Here is an 18,282-nt window from a genome sequence, read left to right on the forward strand (position 1 = left end):
ATATGGGGAACGAGGATGCGGCCTTACGGTTTCGCACGTAGCGTATTATTGCGCCCTCAATTTGCTCGCCTGCAGCGAAGACGTGCTTTGCTTGGTGCAGCGCTCCCCATTGTCACGCCGCTTTGAACGGCGGTGCGGATGTCGGGAAGTGTGTCGCAAATGATCAGTCTCAACGAAATAGAGCAAGCCCAAGACAGGCTGAATGATCATGTCCAAAGAACACCGCTGATCCACTCCGAAAGTCTCAGCAGGCGATCAGGCGTGCCGGTTTTTCTCAAGCTTGAAAACCGACAACCAACGGGTAGTTTCAAGCTTCGCGGTGCAACAAATGCTGTTCTCAGCCTGTCCGGGAATGAACGCGAGCGGGGGCTTGTCACAGCCTCTACCGGAAATCATGGGCGTGCATTGGCTCATGCGGCATCCACGCAGCGGTTGACCGCCACGATCTGCCTTTCATCGCTTGTACCGCGCAATAAGGTCGAAGCGATCCGTGAGCTTGGTGCTGATGTGCGCATCATCGGCAAATCCCAGGACGATGCGATGGAAGAAGTCGTGCGACTTGTGCGTGATGAAAGCATGAATGCCATCCCACCGTTCGACGATCCGCGCATTATTACCGGACAGGGAACTGTGGGATTGGAAATTGTCGAAGATCTCCCCGAACTGCACACGGTGCTTGTTCCGCTTTCTGGTGGCGGCCTTGCCGCCGGAGTGGCTGCAGCAGTGAAAGCAAAGCTTCCGCAAGCGCGGGTAATTGGAATTTCCATGCAACGCGGTGCGGCGATGCAAGCGAGCCTTGAAGCGGGTAAACCAGTCAATGTTGAAGAACTGGATACACTGGCAGATTCCCTCGGTGGTGGCATAGGCCTCGATAACCGTTGGACTTTTGAGATGTGCCGCTCGCTGCTTGATGATGTGATCCTGCTCGATGAAGAGGAGATCGCAGCGGGGATCAGACATGCCGCAACGCAAGAAGGCGAAGTCATCGAAGGGGCCGCGGCCGTCGGTATTGCCGCCTTGTTGAGCAGCAAGATCAGGCCGACAGGACCAACCGCCATCATTGTTTCTGGTGGCAATATCGATCCCGAACAACATCGCGCAATAGTGGAAGACCGCTATCGGAGGGCAGGCTGATGGCTGAAATGAGAATTCCAACCGAAGCTGATCTGCGACAGATCATAGCCCTCGACCTTGAAAGCGTGGCGTGCGTGGAGGATGCTTTCCGGGCACTCGCCAGTGGCGGTGTCAGCATGCCGCCCATTCTTCGGTTGGATATCCCCGCAGAACGTGGCGAAGTCGATGTGAAGACCGCCTATATTCCTGGATTAGACAGCTTTGCCATTAAGGTAAGTCCCGGCTTTTTCAACAATCCTTCCATCGGCTTACCATCCACCAATGGGCTGATGATCCAGTTTTCGGCAAAGACAGGGCTTATCGAAGCATTGTTGCTGGATAATGGCTATCTGACCGATGTGCGTACAGCGGCTGCCGGTGCTGTCGCAGCAAAATATCTGGCGCGGGAAAATGCCCGTGTCGCCACCATCCTCGGTGCGGGCATGCAGGCTGGAATGCAGCTTGAAGCGCTGACGCTCGTGCGCCCCATCACCGAGGCGCGGATTTGGGCACGCAACTTCGATAGCGCGAAAAAAGCCGCGCAAAACTTCACCCAAAAGCTCGGAATACCGGTGACGGCGATTGCAGATGCAAAGGAAGCTTGTGATGGCACTGACATCATCGTCACGACCACGCCATCGGAAACGCCACTCATAAAGGCTGAATGGCTTGCACCCGGCCAGCACGTTACTGCGATGGGTTCGGATGCCGAACATAAGAACGAAATCGACCCTGCTCTGTTCCAGCGATCAATCATCTATGTCGCTGACAGCCTCTCCCAGACACGCAGGCTTGGCGAACTGCACCACGCAATTTCGGCTGGGATTGTTGCAGCGGATACTGTCTTTCCGGAACTGGGCCAGATCGTTCTCAATGCCCCCACATTCCAGCGGAAGGCAGAGGACATAACCTTCTGCGACCTCACGGGCACCGGGGTTCAGGATACTGCAATCGCCCGTCTTGCGACGGAGCGCGCCAGCCTGCGCGACGCAGGCACGAAAATTGATTCAACCAAAACTGCAGGAGCCAGTCGATGAGTGTGGAACTCAACTTCACCCGCGCGGAATATGATGAGCGGATAGCCAAAACCCGTCGCGCCATGGAGAAGGCAGGCTTCGATGTCATCATCGTCACAGACCCGTCCAACATGCACTGGCTTACCGGTTATGATGGCTGGTCCTTCTATGTCCATCAATGCGTTGTGCTTTCGATGGAAGGCGAACCGATCTGGTATGGTCGCGGTCAGGATGGCAACGGTGCTAAACGCACCGCGTGGATCAGCCATGACAACATTATCGGCTATCCCGACCATTACGTGCAATCGCTGGAACGCCACCCGATGGACCTTCTGGCCTCAATCCTTGAGGAAAAGGGATGGGGCAACAAGACGATAGCCGTGGAGTTCGATAATTACTGGTACACGGCTGCAGCGCATCATGCCCTGCAGAAACACCTGCCAAATGCCCGGTTCAAGGATGCGCAAGGACTCGTCAACTGGCAACGTGCGGTGAAGAGTGCAACCGAGATCGACTATATGCGCAAAGCTGGTCGCATCGTGGAAGCCATGCACCAGCGCATCGTCGATAAAATCGAGCCGGGCATGCGTAAATGCGATCTGGTTGCCGAAATCTACGATGCAGGCACGCGCGGCGTTGACGATTTCGGCGGCGATTATCCTGCCATCGTGCCACTGCTGCCTTCTGGACCTGATGCCTCCGCCCCGCATCTCACCTGGAATGATCTACCGATGAAGACCGGAGAAGGTACTTTCTTCGAAATCGCCGGCTGCTATAAGCGTTATCATTGCCCACTGTCGCGGACTGTATTTCTCGGCAAGCCGACGCAGGCTTTTCTTGATGCAGAAAAAGCAACGCTCGAAGGTATGGAAGCGGGACTTTCTGCTGCTCGCCCCGGCAACACGTGCGAAGATATCGCCAACGGCTTCTTCGCTGTGCTGAAGAAATACGGGATCATCAAGGACAACCGCACCGGCTATTCAATCGGTCTGTCCTATCCGCCGGATTGGGGCGAGCGCACCATGAGCCTGCGCCCCGGCGATCACACCGAGTTGCAGCCCGGGATGACCTTCCATTTCATGACAGGTCTCTGGCTGGAAACCATGGGGCTGGAGATCACCGAGAGCATCGTGATCACCGAAACCGGCGTCGAATGCCTGTCGAATGTGCCACGCAAGCTCGTGGTCAAGGATTAGGACGCTGCGATGATGCTTAGCTCGCCTCCATCACGTCCCTCCCCGATCACGCCGACTGTCGATCTTGACCGCGACGGCGTACAGCACGGGCATTTGCGGCTGCCTTGGTCCAGAGACGATTCCGCCTGGGGATCGCTGATGCTGCCCATCTGCGTCATTCGCAATGGCGATGGACCCACAGCCCTTCTTACGGGTGGCAATCACGGCGATGAATATGAGGGGCCGGTTGCACTCTACGATCTAGCCGCCAATCTGAAACCAGCTGAGATCAACGGACGCGTTATCATTGTTCCTGCAATGAATTTCCCGGCCTTCATGGCCGGAACACGCACATCGCCGATAGATAAAGGCAATCTCAATCGTAGTTTCCCCGGCCGCCCGGATGGCACGGTAACTGAAAAGATCGCCGATTATTTCACCCGCTATCTGCTGCCCACAGCCGATATCGTCATGGATTTTCATTCCGGCGGACGAACACTCGATTTCCTGCCCTATGCCGCAGCACATGCCCTGCCCGATGCAACTCAGGAAGCCCAATGCTTTGCTGCCGTCAAAGCATTCTCCGCCCCCTTTTCCATGCGAATGATCGAGATCGATGCTGTAGGCATGTACGACACGACCGCTGAGGAAGCCGGGAAGGTGTTTGTGACGACCGAGCTTTCCGGCGGTGGCACGATTTCAGCACGGTCGGCAACAATCGCCAAGCGCGGCATTCACAACCTTCTGCGTCACGCAGACATTTTGCATGGTGAAGTGGAGTTTTCGCCCACCACATGGCTCGATATGCCATCGCAGGAATGTTTCGGCTTTGCCGATACCGAAGGTTTACTTGAACCTTTGGTCGATCTTGGCGCGGAAATACGCAAGGGCGACCTCATTGCCCGCGTTCATAATGTGGCGCGCACCGGCGTGGCTCCGCAGGAGTACCGCGCCGCACTCGACGGAATTCTCGCGGCACGGCACTTTCCGGGTCTCATCAAGATGGGTGATTGCCTTTCGGTCATCGCCACGATCAGCGAGGAGCCGTCTTCGTCTTAAATCAATCAGTACCAACCAATTGAAAAGCCGGACCAAAAACAACCGGCATCCATAAAGAGGAGTGAACACCATGCGCATGAAACTTCATACGATTTCCGCTCTGCTTTCCGCGGCTGCATTTGCAGCTCTTACAATCCCGTCACAGGCCGTCACCATTGACGATCTGAAAAGCGCGGGCTTTGTGCGAGGAGCGACTGCCAACGAAGTGCCCTATGGTTATATGGACGCGAGTGGCGCAGCCAAAGGCATCGGCCCGGACGTTGCCGCAGCAATCTTCAAAAAACTCGGAATTGAAGAAGTCGATTGGACTGTTACGCCTTTTGGCTCGCTTATTCCCGGATTGAAGGCCAAACGCTTTGAGTTTGTCGCCGCCGAGCAGAATGTTTTGCCCGACCGCTGCAAACAGGTTCAGTTCACGGTTGCAAATTCCAGCTATGGTGAAGGTCTCCTGGTGCCAAAAGGCAATCCAAAAAACATTCATTCCTATGACGACATCAAGAAAGATCCGTCTCTGAAAGTCGCAATCGTTTCGGGTGCCGATCAGATCGATTTCCTGCATGGAATGGGTATCGATGAATCGCAGATCGTCATGATTCAGGGCAATGCTGACGCTCCATCCACGGTTCAGACCGGTCGTGCGGATGCCTATGCCGCAACAGAGCTGACAGTGGCCAAGCTCGTTGAAAATTCGCCACAACTGGAACAGGCACATCCGTTTACCGACCCGGTTGTGGATGGCAAGTCCGCGCGCAGTTTTGGCGCTTTCAGCTTCCGTCCGGAGGACAAGGAATTCTACGACGCCTTCAACAGGGAACTCATCGAGTTCAAGAAGACCGATGACTACAAGAAAATCCTGATGACCTATGGGCTTAGCGAAGAGAGCGTCGAAGCGGCGCGGACTGTTGATACAGCCAGCCTCTGCAACGCAAAATAACGCTTTTGTCGCCCGCCGTGCCATGATGATTGGTTCGGCGGGCCTTGTCTCATCTCTATCGGGAGAAGACCATATGCACTGGACGGAGTATCTTCCCGCCCTTTTCAAAGGCGCACAAATCACCGTCGTTCTTGCCCTCAGTTCGATGGCTATCGGCACTCTGCTGGCGTTCGCAGCCGGCATTGCCCGTTTTGCGGGTGGGCCGATCCTTTCCACGATTGCGGTGATCTATATCGAGATATTCCGGGGTACTTCACTGCTCGTGCAATTGTTCTGGCTCTATTACGCCCTGCCATTGATCGGCATTTCATTCGATCCGATCACGACCGGCATTATGGGGCTTGGCCTTAACATTGGTGCTTATGGTGCTGAGGTCGTGCGTGGTGCCTTGCAGGCCGTTCCTGAAGCGCAACATGAAGCCGCAAGAGCCCTCAACTTCAGTAGAGGCCACACATTGTTTCACATCGTCCTGCCACAGGCAGTTGTCGAGATGATGCCGGCTTTCGGCAATCTGGCTATTCATAATCTGAAAGATACAGCACTCGCCTCGCTTATCGCCATCAGCGATCTGACTTTCCAGGCCCAGCGTTTGCGCAATCTGACGCTCGACAATGTGACGATCTATTCGCTGACACTACTCGGTTATTTTGCAATGGCTCTGGTGCTCGCCTCCGCTATTCGCTGGCTTGAGCGACGACTGAAACGCCAGACAATGGCAGGAGGTTTCGCATGATCTACGGCTATGCATGGGACACCTCGTCCACGCTATCCTTTGCGATTTCCATTCTGCCAATTCTGGCAATTGGTCTGACGGTAACCCTGAAAGCGGCAGCCACCGGCTTTGCCATTGCGCTAGTGCTCGGTCTCGTCTTTGCGCTTCTGCGCCGCAGCCCATACAAAATCATATCCTGGCCGACAGTTGTCGTTGTGGAGTTTCTGCGCGATACGCCGCTGCTGGTGCAGTTGTTTTTCCTGTATTACGTGCTGCCTGTCTATGGCATTGTTCTGCCCGCATTCCTGACCGGCGCTCTGGCGCTTGGCCTTCAATATTCGGCCTATACGTCGGAGGTTTATCGCGGAGGTATCGAAGCCATTCCGCGCGGACAATGGGAAGCAGCGCGCGCCCTGAACCTTACGCCTTGGCGCACCTATCGCGACATTGTCATTCCGCAAGCCATACCCCGGATCATCCCGGCTATGGGCAACTACCTTGTCTCGATGCTGAAGGAGACCCCGGTTCTGTCTGTCGTCAGTATCGTTGACATGCTGAACCTCGCCAATCTGATCGGCGACCGCACCTTCGAATATCTGGTGCCACTGTCGATGGTCGGCCTGATCTTCCTCATGCTGACCCTCATCTGCTCGGCGCTCATACGCCTGCTCGAACGCACACTTCCAAAGAACGGGATCGCTCTCAAATGACCCAGGAAATTATCCGCTTTCAGGACGTAGCCAAGCGTTTCGGCGCACTGACTGTGCTGGATCAATTCAATTTCTCGGTCAAGACAGGCGAGAAAGTAACACTGATCGGCCCATCAGGATCGGGAAAATCGACGGTGCTCCGTATTCTCATGACACTGGAGCCGTTTCAGGAGGGTACGCTCGAACTCGCAGATATGTCCTATCACCAACCAAACGGCAAAGGACAGTTTCGGGCGAGCGAAGCCCACTTGCGTAAAATCAGATCGCATGTCGGCATGGTGTTCCAGAGCTTCAACCTGTTTCCGCATATGTCTGTGCTGCGCAATATCATCGAAGCGCCTGTACACGTTCTCGGTATGAAGCGGGACGAAGCCGAGGCGCGTGCACTCGATCTTCTTGCTCTTGTCGGCCTGACAGACAAGAAAGATCACTACCCTTCTCAGCTTTCAGGTGGCCAGCAGCAGCGCGTTGCGATTGCGCGTTCATTGGCTATGCGTCCGCGTGTTCTACTCTTTGACGAGCCTACATCGGCACTTGATCCGCAACTTGTCGGCGAAGTTCTGGCGGTCATTCGCAGTCTGGCACAAGAACATGATCTGACAATGCTCCTCGTCACCCATGAGATGCGCTTTGCACGCGAAGTGTCTGATCGTGTCTGTTTTTTCGACAAGGGACGCATCTGCGAACAGGGCACGCCCGAACAGATATTCCAGTCTCCGACCGAAGAGCGGACGAAAGAGTTTCTGCAATCAGTTCTATAGAGCTCAGGCTATAGAACTGACATCATAGACCGGCGGCAGTTGCGCGAAGGTTTCGCGAATAGTTTCAAGAGCTGTCTGCAAGGCAGATCGCGAAAGCCTTCCGCCGAGGCAGATGCGGATGCCCCCATCCCCCCGCTCACCGCCCGCCACGAACGGATCAGAAGGTGTGACAGCAACGCCTTTGCTTGCCAGAGCACGGACCAGACCATCCTCCGACCAGTTGCGCGGGATCTTCAACCACGCACAAAGCGACAGCGGATTGCTGCCTGCAATGTGCGGTTCAAGAATATCGGCTACCAATGTCTGCCTTGAACGCAATTCGCTGCGCTGAATATCCAGAAGCCCGGTCGCCGTTCCGTCCTCGATCCAGCGGCTGGCCATCTCTGCAACGAGATTGACGCCGCTCCAGCTCGTGACGCGCAAAATCGACGTTACGCGGATGGAATAATGCGCTGGCACCACAAGATAGCCTGTCCGCAAGCCGGTCATAACCGTCTTGGTGAAGCTGGTTACGAAGAAGCCCAGTTCTGGCAGCAGTTCCGGCATTGATGGCAGAGGCTCTTCAAGGATCGGCTTATAGACTTCATCCTCGATGACACAAACGCCGTATCGCCGGGCAATATCCGCAACAGCAATGCGCCTTTCAGCGCCCATTAAATGACTGGTCGGATTGCCAAGCGTCGGGATGAGTACCAGCGCCCTTACATCTCCCGCCTTACATGCAATTTCAAAAGCATCGGGCAATATACCTTCTCTATCCGTCGGCAGCGCACGCAGCGTGAAGCCAAGCACATTGGCAAGACCGATGATGCCATGATCGGTCAGGCTTTCCGTCAGTACAACCTCACCCGGCTGCACAACCGCTGCGACTGCCAGAAACAGGCCATGAGCAGCGCCATTCGTGATGATGATCCGACCCGGATCGACATCCACTGACAGGCCGCGCAACCAGTCACGCGCGACCGCGCGATGTCGGTCCAGCCCCGCAATAGGTCGACATGGACGCATGAAGCTCGCATTGTCCGACTGGCTCATTTCCTCCAGCAGGCGGCGCGATGCATTCTCGTGGGATTCTGTATAGACGGCGCGAATGATCGACAGATCCGCGGTTCCGCTGGGATCCCGATCAAGCATGAAACGATCAGCCCGCTCCGTCACCCGGTTGCAGACATAGGTTCCCCGGCCAACCTCACCACGTAAATAACCGCGCCGTTCTGCCTCCTTGTAGCTGATACTGACCGTCTGCACCGAAAGCCCGAGCTTGTGCGCCAAATCGCGATGGGTCGGCATACGCGTGCCCGGCAAAAGAACGCCCTTCTCGATATCGTCGACAATTTTATCTGTCAAAAGCCTATGCTTGGTGACGCCCTTGCGCATTTCCAACATGGGTTCCCACATGCGTCTACCAACTCCATCATGACATATCCAGAATTGTCCTATTATACTGAAATTTTTTCATGACAATCTAGTCAAAACAGCGTTCAAGGAGAAGTTCTTATCGCTGGCAATGACAAGCACCGAGACGATGGAAAGCATGCCTCAGCGAGTACGTGCGGAACGCAATAAAAACCGTTCGAAATGGTATCTGAAAATATCGATTCAACATCATAAAAGATGACAAGTCCGTTAAAACAAGCTATTGATAGATAAAGCGAATTCTAGCTTTTCCCGTACACATCGTTCCTCGCTGCCGGACGAAATACGCATGAATGAAAAACGGAGCCCGCAGGTTTCCAAGCCGCAAAATCCAGCCAAATCGTTCTTTGAAAATGAACGTCCGACGCTGAAGACAATTGCATTCATGACCGGCCTTGGCGTGACCACGGTTTCGCGTGCTTTAAAGGATGCACCGGAAATCGGTCCGGAAACACGAAAACGCGTACAACTGATCGCCCGACAGATCGGTTATCGCCCCAATCGTGCCGGGGTGCGCCTTCGAACCGGCAAGACGAATGTCATTGCCCTTGTCCTGAACACACAGGACGAGATCATGGGCTTTACCAGCCAGGTCATTCATGGCGTCGCGGATGTTCTTGCCGAAACGCAATACCATCTCATTCTGACACCCTATTTTCATTCGCGGGCACCAATCGAACCAATCCGCTACATCGTGGAAACGGGTTCAGCTGACGGTATTATTTTTTCGCGTACAGAACCGGACGATCAGCGCGTCCATTATCTGACGGAACATGATTTTCCGTTTGCCACCCATGGTCGCACTGATACGGGCATTGAGCACCCTTTTCACGACTTTGATAATTTCACTTTCGCGCTGGATATGGTTGGCAAACTAGCGGCGCGCGGACGAAAGCGGCTCGCTTTACTGACTCCACCCGCGCATCTCACCTATTACCGGCATATGGTAGGTGGATTTTATGAAGGTCTGCGTGCCTTTCACTGTGGTGGATCGCCGCTCGAAGACGTTGATCTCGATACACCGCTTGAGGATTTGCGACAGCATATAGCTCAATTGATGAAAAGGCCTGATCGACCGGACGGTATTATCTGCTCTGGCAGTGCAGCCGCTCTGGCAATTGTTGCCGGTGTAGAAGATGCGGGATTGAGTATCGGTAATGAAGTCGATGTCGCAGCCAAACAATCGACGCAGATTTTGCATTGGTTTCGCCCGGGGCTGATTGTCGTCGAGGAAAGTTTCAAGCTGGCCGGGCAGCAGCTTGGCAAAGCCATTCTGGGCCGGATTAACGGCATCGATGTGAGGTCCTTGCAGACCATCGGATAAGAATGGGCGGAGGCCACTCCGGACCCGTGAGCCCGGAATAGCCTCCTATCGCTCGGGAGGAGCGATGCAAAGTCAGTTCGCCGCCCGTTTCTTTCCATTTTCAACTGGCCGCAACAAAGCCTCAGCCGCTTTAATGTTCAGTGCTTCCGGGCGCGTGCAACGCGTTTCGATGTCGATGAAACGCTTTTCCTCGCCTGATCTCAAAATAGCCAGCATGACATCGACCCCATGCAGTGCACGCTCCAGTGAACAACGTATATCGCGGCCATTCAGAATAGCAGCCGCCATATCTGCCAGACCAGCCGTTCTATAGTTAGCCATCATACCTTGAGAATGCTGTTCATTGGCAACGCCAAATGGATGCTCCCAATTTTTAACTGGCTCTACTGGTTCGCCCGGCTTAGCCATTTGAACTTCTCCGCCAAAAAAATTGGGATCGGGCAGGTAAAGCGATCCTTCGGTGCCATACAACTCCATGTTCGCATGGCGATGCGCCCAGACATCCCAACTGGCTGATAGTGTTACTGTTGCGCCCTGTTCGAATTCCAATAATGCGTGAATGGTCGTTGGCGTCTCCACAGGAATGGCTTCGCCCTTGCGTGGTTCAGAGCTAATCGTCCGCGTCGGTGTAGCTACAGAAGTCAAAGCGGCGACACGCTTCACGGGGCCAATCAGATTAACGAGATTGGCGATATAATACGGTCCAAGATCAAGGATCGGCCCACCGCCCTTTCGGAAGAAAAAGTCCGGATTCGGATGCCAATGCTCCATGCCATGGCTCATGACATGGCATGTACCGGAGGTGATGCGACCGACATTACCATTATCGATTTCGCGCCGCGCCAGCTGATGGGCTCCACCCAGAAACGTATCCGGCGCGCACCCCACTTTCAGGTTACGACCATCGGCAAGCGCCTTCAGTTCCAGCCCCTGCTCCATCGAGAGAACCAAAGGTTTTTCTGAGTATGCATGTTTGCCTGCGGCCAGAATTTGCTTCGTGACAGCATAATGAGCATCGGGAACTGTCAGGTTGACGACGATATCAATGCCGTCATTCTGAAGCAGCTCGTCGATAGTCTGCGCCTTTACACCAAACTCGTCTGCGCGCGCTTTTGCTGCAGCAGGATTTATATCCGCGCACGCCATTATTTCGATACCTCGAAACATGGGAGACAGTCGCAGATAGGCAGCGGATATATTACCACAACCGATAATGCCGACACCAAGTGTCTTGGTCATTTCGTTCTCCAACTCAGAAATTCTTTACGGTTTCGATGGAACGGCTCGCAAATCGGGTGTCGTCCGACGGATTATCGTGTTCCATGATGAAATAGCGGACGGGCGTCTTGCGCAAAGCCGTAAACAATTCAGCCCAGTCCACAGTGCCATGTCCGACGTCTTCCCAGCCGTCTTCGTCGGTTTTTTCACCGGCTATGGCGATATCTTTGACATGGACCGCAAGGATTCGGTCGCCATAGCGCCTGATCCATTCAAGCGGGTCGGCACCACCTTTGATAATCCACGCAATATCCGCCTCCCATGCAAGATCGGGGGAAGCATCGAGGATATGTTCCTGTGGTACGGAACCGTCGGCCAACGGGCGGAATTCGAAATCATGGTTGTGCCAGCCAAATGCATAGCCCGCCTTGCGATAATGCTCTCCAGCGATAGCAAGGCGTTTTCCGAACTCCTGCCAACCGGCAACACTATCCGGGCGGCGGTCTGCATCGAGATATGGGCAGAAAATAGCCTTCATATCGGCGACCTTGGCAATCTCCAGAACACGGTCGACTTCGTTCTCCAGCATATCCAGACCAAAGTGCCCGGTAGGCATGGAAAGTCCCAATGCGTCGAGGTCCTTCTTTAATCGAACAGGATCACCATAAATCCCCCCATAGCCTTCCACCCGACGATAGCCGAGATCCCGCAGCATGGTGAGCGTGCGTTCCAACGGTTGGAAGTTGCGGGAGCTGTAAAGTTGATAGGAATATCCGTTCATGTCCTCGTCCTCAGAACTCTATCCAGAATTGTGTCGGGCTTTCTTGCGAGCAAAAAAATCCCCGCACGGTCCGAGGCAAGCCCTCGTGCCGTCCATTGAAAGCCAATAGCTTCGCCTCTCGCAGGAGAGGCTCTTAAGGGGAGCGTTCTTCGCTATTCATCTAAAGCCTCTCCTCCGTTTGCGCATCGAAAAGCGACAGGGCATCCGGCTTGAAACCAATCCTGACCTTCTCACCTGCCCGATAGCGCTTCCCCGCTTCCACCCGTGCGGATAGCGAATGTCCGTTCAGGCGAAGCCAGACCAAACTGTCGGCACCCATCGGCTCGTCCAGATCGACGGTCGCCTCAAAACCATCTTCGACATCAAGTCTAGTATGCTCAGGACGAACCCCGAGAGTGGCCTTACGTCCGGGTGTCAGCCCACCGTCATATCCATCAAGCTGAACGGCGGTCTCGCCAACATGGAAGACTGGCTTGCCATTTGTAGCCGTAATTTCTCCCGTAAAGAAATTCATCGACGGCGAGCCGAGAAAACCCGCTACGAACCTGTTCTTTGGGCGATTGTAAATCGTCGACGGATCAGCCAGTTGTTGGACCACCCCACCTTTCATGACTGCGATGCGGTCCGCCAATGTCAGGGCTTCGATCTGGTCGTGCGTGACGTAGATCATGGTATTGCCGAGTTTCTGGTGAAGGCGCTTGATCTCAACGCGTAGCTCAGAACGTAATTTTGCATCCAGATTGGAAAGCGGTTCATCGAACAAAAACACGTCGACATCGCGCACCAGCGCACGACCGATCGCAACACGCTGACGTTGTCCGCCGGACAGTGCCGAAGGTTTGCGCTGCAGCAAGGGTTCGATCTGCAGAATTTCGGCCGCGCGTTTGATGCGTTTATCAATCTCCCCTTTCGGCAAGCCGGCAACCCGCAAACCGAAGGAAAGGTTCTTCTCAACAGTCATTTGCGGATAAAGCGCATAGGACTGAAACACCATGCCGATGCCGCGATCCTTCGGCTCCTCCCAGGTAACGTTACGTCCTTTGATGAAAATGCTGCCTTCGGAGATATCGAGAAGGCCCGCTACACAATTGAGCAGAGTGGACTTGCCGCAACCGGACGGCCCCAGAAGAACGAGGAATTCTCCCTCCCCGATTTCCAGATTGAGATTTTGCAACACATTGACCGAGCCGAAGCCGAGCGACAGATCCTGGATGGAAACGCTGGAGTTCATGAATTCATCCTTTCACTGCGCCAGCGGCAATGCCGCGTACAAAATACCGACCAGAAACAAAATAGACGAGCAATGGCACGGCCCCGGTAAGAATGGTGGCGGCCATATTGACGTTGTATTCCTTCACGCCCTGCATGGAGTTGACGATATTGTTCAGCTGGACGGTCATCGGAAAATTCTGCGTTCCTGCAAACACCACGCCGAACAGAAAGTCGTTCCAGATACCGGTCACCTGCAGAATGATTGCAACCACGAAGATCGGCAGCGACATCGGCAGCATGATCTGAAAGAAAATGCGCCAGAACCCGGCTCCGTCGACACGCGCTGCCTTGAAGAGTTCCGGCGGCAGGCCGGCGAAATAGTTGCGGAACAATAACGTCAAGATCGGCATGCCGAAGATGGTATGGATGAAGACAACGCCGGTCAGCGTGCCGAATATACCAAGCTCGCGGGTTATGATCACGAGAGGATAAAGCATGACCTGATACGGAATGAACGCCCCAAACAACAAGACCGAAAAGAATATTTCCGATCCTTTGAACTTCCAGTTGGCCAGCGCGTAACCATTGACCGAAGCAATGGTGATGGAAACGATCACGCTCGGCACGGTGATCTTAATCGAATTCCAGAAACCCGCGCTAATGCCTTCACAATAAAGGCCGGTACAAGCCTGACTCCATGCCTTGACCCATGGCTCAAAGGTGATTTCGACTGGCGGTGAAAAGATGTTGCCGAGCCGGATCTCCGGCATACCCTTCAGAGAAGTGACTACCATCACGTAAAGCGGCAACAGATAATAGACGGCAGCAACGAACAAAATGCTGTAGAGCATGATGGTGGCCGGTGCAAAGCGCCGTTTTGGCTTACGACCCCACGGCTGCGAAGCCCGCTTTTGTGCCGGACGAGCCTGGGCTGCTACAGCCTCAGTTTCGGCTGGCCTCTTCCTGTTGAGGACAGCTTCCGTCATCGCGCTTTCCTCCGACTATATTCCAGCATTGTCCAAGGAACGAGAATGATCAGAACCGTGGTCAGCATGACGGTAGAAGCAGCAAGCCCCTGCCCCAAATTGGCCCAGCCGAACATGAAGTCGTAAACATATTTTGCTGGTACTTCCGACGCTATGCCGGGACCGCCATTGGTCATGGCAACCACCAGATCGTATAGTTTGACGATGCCTGTCGCGATAAGAACGACGGTCGTCACCAGAACGGGGCGCATCATCGGCAGGATGATGAAGAGATAGGCTTTCCACTTCGGAATGCCGTCAACTCGTGCAGCCTTCCAGATTTCATCATCGACATTGCGCAGCCCGGCCAGCATCAGAACCATGACCAACCCCGTCATCTGCCAGAGCCCGGCAATGACAATTGCATAGATGACGTAGGTACGGCTCGACAGGATAGCCATCTGGAAATTGTCGAAGCCGATATCGCGAATGACTTTCTCCAGTCCGAGTTGCGGATTGAAAATCCACTGCCAGACAAGGCCCGTCACAATGAACGACAGGGCATAGGGATAGAGGAAAATCGTGCGAAATGTGTTCTCGAAGCGGATTTTCTGGTCCATCAGGGCAGCAAGGACAAACCCGGCCACAAGGGAAAAGCCCATGCAGAGGACGCCATAGATCGCCAGATTGCGGACTGACACATGCCAGCGGGTCGCAGAAAACAGGCGCGTATATTGATCGAAGCCGACAAAATTCAACATAGGCAGCGATTTGGAGGACGTGAAGGAATAAACAACCGTCCAGAGCGTGCAGCCAATGAAGACCACGAGAACCGTCGCGATCATCGGAAGTGCTGCAACCTTTGCATTCAGATTGCGAAATATTCCCGACGGCTTTCCACGACTGCCCTCTTCCATGACGGCCATGATACTCCTCCCTGTTCCGGTTCTCGGAGTGTCCTGTACCGTCGTCCTCATCGACAGCGCAGGACTTGAACGTGACTATTGTGCCTGTTCGATAATCTCCGCAAAACGTTCCTGAATATCATCGACCGTCATGTCTGGATTGGAGAAAAACTCGGCAGCCAGACTTTCGATTTGCCCTTGGGTATCCGGCGCACGCAACTGCTCCACAGAGGGAACGATGTTGTCCGGGTTCTTCAGAATATCGATACCCGCACGCATGCAGCTCGAGGCTGAATCGAGATCCACATCGCCACGGATCGGCAGCGAACCCTTGGCCAGATTGAAGGCAACCTGCGTTTCCTTGGAAACGAGCATGCTTGCCAGCTTGAGCTGTGCCTTGGTGACTTCCGGATCCTTGTTCTTCGGGAAGTAGATCGCATCACCGCCAGTATCCAGATATTGATGAACGCCGAGTCCTGGCAAACAGTCATAATCCTTGCCTGCAACCTTGCCTGCTGTCCCAAACTCGCCTTGCGCCCAGTCTCCCATGATCTGCGTACCGGCGCGGCCGGTCAGCACCATGTTGGTCGCCTCGTTCCATGAACGGCCCACATAACCCGGGTCAGCCAATGAGCGCGCCTGAGCCAGCGCTTCAAAAACCTTCTTCATTTCAGGACCGCGTGCCGCATCGGCGTTCTTGTCCTTATTGACCTTTAGATAGAGGTCCTTACCGCCAATCGCAGTTGTCAGGACAGTCAGCATGCCATTCACCTGCCAACCGTCACCGGTCGCCAACGGCACAATGTTCTTTTCCTTCAGCTTGGGAGCTGCAGCTATAAGGTCATTCCAGTTCTTTGGAGGTTCGGTTCCGGCCTCGCGAAAGGCTTGCGGATTGATCCACATCCATTCCCATGAGTGAATATTCAGCGGCACACAGTAGAGGCGCCCTTCATAAGTACAGGATTCCAAGAGGCTCTTCGGGCGAATGAAGTTGGCCCAGCCTTCCTTTTCGGCAAGCTCGGTCAAATCCGTCATCAATCCGCCCTGAACCAGTTCTTCAGCCTGCCGTCCATGATTGAGCTGGGTCGCTCCCATTGGATTACCGCCGAGAATACGGCTGATAATGATCGGGCGGGCTGTAGCACCGCTACCGGCAATCGCCCCATCGACCCACTTGTCGCCGCCGAGCGCGTCATATTTTTCAGCGAGAACTTTGACAGCTGCCGCTTCACCACCTGATGTCCACCAATGCGTAACTTCAAGATTAGCCGCAGAAGTTGAATCTGCCATTGTCAACGTTGTCATAGCGAGACAAACAGATATGGCGAGAACTTTTGCTCTTTCTGGTAACATTCCATATCCTCCCAAATCTGAAACGTTACAGATATGGTATTCAAAACCATCTCGCTTGCAAGTCCTTAATTTCTGACAAGTGGGATCTAGCACTCAGGCAGAGTTTAACAGATTGATCTTTTGTTGTTTTCCTGAAAGAAATTTTTTGGTGTGAAAGGATCATCTTGTGTTTTATCTCGTTTGATATTCAGCATGAAGCACTCAAGATCTATGAATCTGTAACGTTACAGATTGAAACAATCCCAAACGAAAAGGGCGCTCGTGAGAGCGCCCTTCCTGCATTTCGAAATCGACTTGAATCAGGCCACCTTGCTCACGAGGCCATGCGGATCGAGAACGAATTTCTTCGCCGCACCCTGATCAAAGCTCTCATAGCCCTTCGCCGCATCCTCAAGTGAAATGACCTGAGCGTTTACGATCTCGGCGATATTCAGGCGTCCATGCAGGATCGCCTGCATCAGTTGGCGATTGTACTTCAGAACGGGTGTCTGTCCGGTATGGAATGACTGCGCCTTGGCCCAACCGAGACCAAACCGTAACGACAAGCTACCTTGTTTCGCAGCATTGTCGACAGCACCAGGGTCTTCGGTGACGTAAAGCCCCGGAATACCAATTGCCCCGGCGGGACGAGTTATCTCCATCATCTGGTTCAACACGATCGCCGGTTGCTCGCCACCGCTATGACCGCGCGCCTCGAACCCAACGGCATCAATAGCACTATCCACTTCGTTGCTGCCTGTGACCTCTGCAATCATGTCGCCGAGACGATCACTTGCCGAAAGATCAATTGGTTCGAAGCCCACTTTCCGCGCGTGATCGAGCCGTTCCTTGTTGAAGTCACCGACCATAACGACCGCAGCGCCCAGAATGCGAGCGGATGCCGCAGCAGCAAGCCCCACCGGTCCCGCACCCGCGACATATACAACCGAACCAACCCCGACGCCGGCTTTCACCGCACCGTGAAAGCCGGTCGGCAAGATGTCAGAAAGCATCGTCAGGTCGCGGATTTTTTCCATCGCCTGCTCGCGATCAGGGAACTTGAGCAAATTGAAATCGGCATAGGGCACCATGACATAGCGGGCCTGCCCACCAATCCAGCCTCCCATATCAACATATCCATAGGCGCCACCGGCACGCGACGGGTTGACCGTCAAACAAACACCTGTGTCCTGGGATTTGCAGCAGCGGCAGCGACCACAAGCGACATTGAACGGGACTGAAACGATGTCGCCCACATCGAGCATCTCGACATCGCTGCCTTTTTCAATAATTTCACCGGTAATTTCATGCCCCAGCACGAGACCGGGCATCGCAGTCGTGCGTCCGCGAACCATATGCTGGTCGGAACCACAAATATTTGTCGAGATTACCTTCAATATAACGGCGTGGTCCAGCTTCCTCCCGTCCGGTGCCGCTAACGCTGGATCTTCAATATCGCGCACTTCGACTGTCCCGGGCCGCAAATAAACGACGCCACGGTTCTTGCTCATGTCTACCTCCTCCAGGTCGAACAACACTGACAGATTTCAAACAATGCAATGATCGATGGTCTCCGGACGCAAATTGACAACGCCCGTTTCAGGGAGGTTACAGACGGAAAGCGAGCGGTTCAGTCCCAATCGCGACAC

At 54.2% G+C, this 18,282-nt stretch carries 17 protein-coding genes; 9 read left to right on the top strand and 8 right to left on the bottom strand.

What is annotated here, in order from left to right:
- The first annotated feature begins 159 nt into the window (after positions 1-159).
- The 8 genes from eutB (at position 160) to ehuA (ending at position 7,480) form a co-directional block, all read left to right on the top strand.
- Positions 160-1,134, top strand: coding sequence for a hydroxyectoine utilization dehydratase EutB (gene eutB / locus ABDF71_RS15380; protein ID WP_151663854.1), 975 nt, complete (start codon positions 160-162; stop codon positions 1,132-1,134).
- Positions 1,134-2,150 (top strand): cyclodeaminase, encoded by a 1,017-nt coding sequence (locus ABDF71_RS15385; protein WP_151663855.1) that lies wholly within the window; start codon positions 1,134-1,136, stop codon positions 2,148-2,150. The genes eutB and ABDF71_RS15385 overlap by 1 nt, the downstream gene beginning before the upstream one ends.
- Positions 2,147-3,325, top strand: a complete 1,179-nt coding sequence (gene doeA / locus ABDF71_RS15390; protein WP_151663856.1) for an ectoine hydrolase DoeA — start codon at positions 2,147-2,149, stop codon at positions 3,323-3,325. Before ABDF71_RS15385 ends, doeA begins: the two co-directional genes overlap by 4 nt.
- A 9-nt stretch (positions 3,326-3,334) precedes the next feature.
- Entirely contained in the window at positions 3,335-4,363 is a 1,029-nt protein-coding gene (doeB, locus tag ABDF71_RS15395; RefSeq protein WP_151663857.1) for a N(2)-acetyl-L-2,4-diaminobutanoate deacetylase DoeB, read from the top strand.
- A 70-nt stretch (positions 4,364-4,433) separates the two neighbouring features.
- Positions 4,434-5,297, top strand: coding sequence for an ectoine/hydroxyectoine ABC transporter substrate-binding protein EhuB (ehuB, locus tag ABDF71_RS15400; protein WP_151663858.1), 864 nt, complete (start codon positions 4,434-4,436; stop codon positions 5,295-5,297).
- Positions 5,298-5,370: 73 nt separating this feature from the next.
- Complete coding sequence (gene ehuC, locus ABDF71_RS15405) at positions 5,371-6,030, top strand: ectoine/hydroxyectoine ABC transporter permease subunit EhuC (RefSeq protein ID WP_010658663.1); 660 nt, start codon at positions 5,371-5,373, stop codon at positions 6,028-6,030.
- Positions 6,027-6,719, top strand: a complete 693-nt coding sequence (gene ehuD, locus ABDF71_RS15410; RefSeq protein WP_151663859.1) for an ectoine/hydroxyectoine ABC transporter permease subunit EhuD — start codon at positions 6,027-6,029, stop codon at positions 6,717-6,719. Before ehuC ends, ehuD begins: the two co-directional genes overlap by 4 nt.
- Positions 6,716-7,480, top strand: a complete 765-nt coding sequence (ehuA, locus tag ABDF71_RS15415; RefSeq protein WP_029927582.1) for an ectoine/hydroxyectoine ABC transporter ATP-binding protein EhuA — start codon at positions 6,716-6,718, stop codon at positions 7,478-7,480. Before ehuD ends, ehuA begins: the two co-directional genes overlap by 4 nt.
- Before the next feature lie 3 nt (positions 7,481-7,483).
- On the opposite strand, the gene ehuR is transcribed toward ehuA, so the two are convergent.
- A complete protein-coding gene (ehuR, locus tag ABDF71_RS15420) occupies positions 7,484-8,878 on the bottom strand; it encodes a MocR-like ectoine utilization transcription factor EhuR (RefSeq protein WP_151663860.1) in 1,395 nt (464 codons plus the stop codon).
- A 307-nt stretch (positions 8,879-9,185) separates the two neighbouring features.
- Between ehuR and ABDF71_RS15425 the strand changes: the two genes are divergently transcribed.
- Entirely contained in the window at positions 9,186-10,220 is a 1,035-nt protein-coding gene (locus tag ABDF71_RS15425) for a LacI family transcriptional regulator (RefSeq protein ID WP_151663861.1), read from the top strand.
- A gap of 72 nt (positions 10,221-10,292) precedes the next feature.
- Here ABDF71_RS15425 and ABDF71_RS15430 read toward each other — a convergent pair whose 3' ends face one another.
- From ABDF71_RS15430 to fdhA, 7 genes are all read right to left on the bottom strand, one after another.
- The gene (locus ABDF71_RS15430; RefSeq protein WP_151663862.1) at positions 10,293-11,459 is read right to left on the bottom strand and encodes a Gfo/Idh/MocA family protein; all 1,167 of its coding nucleotides are present in this window, start codon (positions 11,457-11,459) and stop codon (positions 10,293-10,295) included.
- A gap of 13 nt (positions 11,460-11,472) precedes the next feature.
- Positions 11,473-12,219, bottom strand: coding sequence for a sugar phosphate isomerase/epimerase family protein (locus tag ABDF71_RS15435; protein ID WP_010658657.1), 747 nt, complete (start codon positions 12,217-12,219; stop codon positions 11,473-11,475).
- A 160-nt stretch (positions 12,220-12,379) separates the two neighbouring features.
- A complete protein-coding gene (locus ABDF71_RS15440) occupies positions 12,380-13,450 on the bottom strand; it encodes an ABC transporter ATP-binding protein (RefSeq protein ID WP_010658656.1) in 1,071 nt (356 codons plus the stop codon).
- A 4-nt stretch (positions 13,451-13,454) separates the two neighbouring features.
- Positions 13,455-14,417, bottom strand: coding sequence for a carbohydrate ABC transporter permease (locus ABDF71_RS15445; protein WP_012092878.1), 963 nt, complete (start codon positions 14,415-14,417; stop codon positions 13,455-13,457).
- A complete protein-coding gene (locus ABDF71_RS15450) occupies positions 14,414-15,322 on the bottom strand; it encodes a carbohydrate ABC transporter permease (RefSeq protein ID WP_010658654.1) in 909 nt (302 codons plus the stop codon). The genes ABDF71_RS15445 and ABDF71_RS15450 overlap by 4 nt, the downstream gene beginning before the upstream one ends.
- 75 nt (positions 15,323-15,397) lie before the next feature.
- Positions 15,398-16,654, bottom strand: coding sequence for an ABC transporter substrate-binding protein (locus ABDF71_RS15455; RefSeq protein WP_374710395.1), 1,257 nt, complete (start codon positions 16,652-16,654; stop codon positions 15,398-15,400).
- Positions 16,655-16,953: 299 nt separating this feature from the next.
- A complete protein-coding gene (fdhA, locus tag ABDF71_RS15460; protein WP_029927596.1) occupies positions 16,954-18,144 on the bottom strand; it encodes a formaldehyde dehydrogenase, glutathione-independent in 1,191 nt (396 codons plus the stop codon).
- Positions 18,145-18,282 lie beyond the last annotated feature (138 nt).

This window comes from Ochrobactrum sp. WV_118_8, from assembly GCF_039631535.1.
Taxonomy (GTDB): Bacteria; Pseudomonadota; Alphaproteobacteria; order Rhizobiales; family Rhizobiaceae; genus Brucella; species Brucella anthropi.